The organism is Kribbella sp. NPDC050820 (genome assembly GCF_040653975.1).
Classification (GTDB): Bacteria; Actinomycetota; Actinomycetes; order Propionibacteriales; family Kribbellaceae; genus Kribbella.
The window spans coordinates 1-3,291 of record NZ_JBFAHB010000160.1 but is presented as its reverse complement, the minus strand read 5'-3'; the positions used below and the strand labels follow the sequence as shown (position 1 = coordinate 3,291).

3 protein-coding genes are annotated in these 3,291 nt (G+C 68.5%); all 3 read right to left on the bottom strand.

Annotation, left to right across the window (positions count from 1 at the left end; all coding sequences use genetic code 11):
• Positions 1–67 precede the first annotated feature (67 nt).
• Genes AB0H36_RS47965 through AB0H36_RS47955 form a run of 3 tightly spaced genes read right to left on the bottom strand, consistent with a single transcriptional unit; the run spans position 68 to position 3,059 of the window.
• The gene (locus tag AB0H36_RS47965; protein ID WP_360539070.1) at positions 68–1,057 is read right to left on the bottom strand and encodes a tyrosine-type recombinase/integrase; all 990 of its coding nucleotides are present in this window, start codon (positions 1,055–1,057) and stop codon (positions 68–70) included.
• Positions 1,054–1,980 (bottom strand): tyrosine-type recombinase/integrase, encoded by a 927-nt coding sequence (locus tag AB0H36_RS47960; RefSeq protein WP_360539067.1) that lies wholly within the window; start codon positions 1,978–1,980, stop codon positions 1,054–1,056. Before AB0H36_RS47960 ends, AB0H36_RS47965 begins: the two co-directional genes overlap by 4 nt.
• Entirely contained in the window at positions 1,977–3,059 is a 1,083-nt protein-coding gene (locus AB0H36_RS47955) for a site-specific integrase (protein ID WP_360539073.1), read from the bottom strand. Before AB0H36_RS47955 ends, AB0H36_RS47960 begins: the two co-directional genes overlap by 4 nt.
• Positions 3,060–3,291 lie beyond the last annotated feature (232 nt).

Below are 3,291 nucleotides of genomic sequence, written 5' to 3'. Positions count from 1 at the left end.
CGATGATGTGGAAGTGTTTGGCGGGGTGGGCTTCTGGTCGTGCTCGAGTTGGTATGGGTCGGCATAGTTACAGGCTCTCGAGGAATGCGAGCAGCGCGTCACCGGGCCGGTAACGGCCTGGTGGGGTGGACGCTGGCGTTGTGCGGTCGAGGGCGCGTTGTTTGATGGCCATGTCGGCGTGCAGGTAGACGTTTGTCGAGCGGATGTCGGAGTGTCCGAGCCAGAGCGCGATGACGGCGGTGTCGACGCCAGCGTGGAGCAGCGACATAGCGCAGCTGTGCCGCAGGACGTGGGGATGCAGCTTGTCCGGCCGGATCGACGGGCATTGCCGGGCTGCGGTTGTGGCGTGCTCGTGGACGAGGCGTTGGACGGCGTCGGCGCTGAGACGACGCCCGGTGCGGGTGGGAAACAGCGGCTGGTCGGGTTGTCCGGCGCGTTCGGCCATCCAGACGCGTAGCACCGCTTGGGTGGGTGAGGTGAGCGGGATGGCGCGGTGTTTGCGTCCCTTGCCGAGGCAGCGGACGTTGGCTCCGGTGCCGAGGGTGACGTCGGCGCTGTTGAGTCCGGTCAGCTCGGTGAGGCGCAGCCCGGTTTGCAGGGCCGCCAGGAGCAGCGCCCGGTCGCGGCGGCCTTCCCAGCGGCTGAGGTCGGGAGCGGCGAGCAGGGCGTCGATCTCGACCGTGGTGAGAAACGAGACGAGTTGCTTGTCGAACCGCTTGGCCGGGATGGCCAGAACCCGTTGGATGAGCGCGGCGTGTTCGGGGTGGCGCAGCGTCGCGTAGGTGAACAGCGCCCGGATCGCGGTCAGCCGCAGGTTGCGGGTTCTGATGGTGTTGTGCCGCTGGGTTTCGAGGTGGTCGAGGAAGGCGCCGATGAGCTCGGCGTCGAGGTCGGCCCAGTCCAGAGCGCTGGGGCTCTTGCCGGTTTGCTGCCAGGCGAAGGCGAGCAGCAGCTTGAGTGAGTCGCGGTAGGAGGCGATGGTGCGGGGGCTGACCCGGCGTTGCTTGACCAGCCGCTCGGCGAAGAAGCTCTCCAGGGTGGGGGCGATCGGGCTCATCGGCGCAGCACCTGCTGCGACAGCTCAAGCCGCTCGGCGGCCAACGCCAGCAGCTCGGGCGTGGCCGAGAGATACCAGTAGGTCGAGCGCGGGTCGCGATGCCCGAGATAGGTCGACAGGGTCGCCAACTGGGCTTCGATGTCTTCCCCGGCCCGATACCACTCGAGCAGTGTGCGGACCGCGAACGTGTGTCTCAGGTCGTGGATCCGGGGCGGGTGTTCTGCACCGGCTCCGATGCCCGCACGGTCGCACAGTTGCCGGAAGTTCTGTTGCACGATGCGGTAGATCAGCCTGGTGCCGGTCATCGAGACGAAGAAGCTCGCCGAGGCGGTGCGCGGGCAGAGCCGGTCGCGACTGCGCGCATAGCGCTCGAGTGCGGTGAGCGTGGAGTCGAGCACCGGCACCATACGGGTCTTGCCGAACTTCGACTCGCGGATCGTCAGCACCCCCACGGCCCAGTCGATGTCGCCGCGGTCGAGCCGGATCGCTTCCCCGACCCTCATGCCGGTGGCAGCCAGCAGCCCGATCAGCGTCTCGTGCGTGGCCGCCGGCATCGGCTTCAGGCGCCGCGCCTGTGCCATCAACGCGGTGATGTCGCCGGGGCTGTAGATGAACGGCGGACGCCAGCGTCGTCGGCCGGCGATCAACCCCTGTGGCGGCACCTCGGTGCGGTCGTCGACGCCGGCGAGGTAGCGGGCAAAACCGCGGGCGATGGTCATCCGGCGCGGCGCGATGCTGGTGGCCGGGTCGACATCGGGGCCCTGTGCCCAGGCCAACGCCGCAGCGACAGTGACCGTGGGCAAGCCCTCGGCATCCAGGAACGCGACGAACCGGGGCAGCTGGCGGTGGTATTCGGCCAGCTCATGGCCCAGGCTGTTACGCAGCCGCAGGTACTCGCGGGCTGCGTCGGCCAGGGCGCTCATCGCCGCGCTCCCGGCCAGGCCTGGGCGATGCCGCGCAAGACAGCGAAGTCCACCTTGGCATAGATCGCGGTGGTGGCCAGATCACGGTGCCGAAGCACCTGGCTCACCTCGACGATGGTGGCTCCCCGCCGCAGCATCTCGGACGCCAACGTGTGCCGCAGCCGATGCGCACCGATTCTCGGCAGCCCGGCACGGTCGCAGGCCCGGTGGGTGACGTCGCTGACCAGACCCGGCAGAATCGGGCGCGTCGGCGCCTTGGCGGCCAGGAACACCTGCCGCAGCGGCGTCAAGGGACGTGCCAGCGATAGGTAGCTACTCAACGCCTCGCCGACGTCACACGGCAACGGCATCCCGTCCTGGCGGGATGCCTTACCGCGCAGCACGATCTGCCCGGTGCGCCAGTCGATGTCGTCGAGCTCAAGGCGCGCCACCTCGGCCGAGCGCAAACCCAGCCGCGCAACGAGCATGAGGATCGCGTAGTCACGAATCCCGATCGGGTCGCTGCGGTTGCAACTGTCCAGCAGCCGTGGCACGTCGGCGGCGGGAATCGCTTTCGGCACGCCGGTGTCGCGCCAGCCGGCGACCGGCGGCACGACCGTGGCCAGCGACCGCGGTGTCAGGCCCTGCAGATGCAGGAACCTCAGCAGCGAACGCAGCTCCGCCACGCGGCCTTTGACCGAGCCGACGCTGAGCCGCTGGCCCTCGGCCAGCAGGAAAGCGACGATCTCGGTGCCGGTGAGGCTCTGCACCCCGCCGACCTGCTGCTCCAGGAACGCATGCGCCAACTTCACATACCGCTCGATCGTGGCCTCGGCCAAGCCGCGATCAGCAACCAGCCAGGTTCGGTAACGCTCCACCAACGCCTCGACCGGCGTTGCGGGCGCCGATGACACGACCAGGGCACCCACATGTTCCAGGTAGTCGAGCAGGGGATCCAAACCGCGCGCACCAGGCACGCACCGCATCCCGGCCGCCCGCATCGCGTTGCGGAACTCGGTGACCACCTCCGAATCGAGGTCGGCGGGATCAAGATCGTGGGCGTCCATCCAGCGGCCAAGATCGCCGGCCATCGCCAGCATGTTGATCACGGTGCCCGAGGTATAACCCCGCCCAGCCAGCCAATCCCGGTATCCCTCGATGAAGGGACCCATCCTGCCCGGCTTCCTCCGCCGCCCGGTCATGATCTGCCTCCGCTCCCGGAGCACCCTGCTCCGACAACAGAAGCGTCAATCCGCTCGCGGAACTATGCCGACCATCCGGCACTACCAGTAGCCGCACTCACCCACCGCGCCAAACACTTCCACATCATCC

Excerpts from the sequence above, each read along its gene's own strand:
- AB0H36_RS47965 (WP_360539070.1), bottom strand. The coding sequence starts at position 1,057 with ATGAGCCCGATCGCCCCCACCCTGGAGAGCTTCTTCGCCGAGCGGCTG.
- AB0H36_RS47960 (WP_360539067.1), bottom strand. The coding sequence starts at position 1,980 with ATGAGCGCCCTGGCCGACGCAGCCCGCGAGTACCTGCGGCTGCGTAAC.
- AB0H36_RS47955 (WP_360539073.1), bottom strand. The coding sequence starts at position 3,059 with ATGCTGGCGATGGCCGGCGATCTTGGCCGCTGGATGGACGCCCACGAT.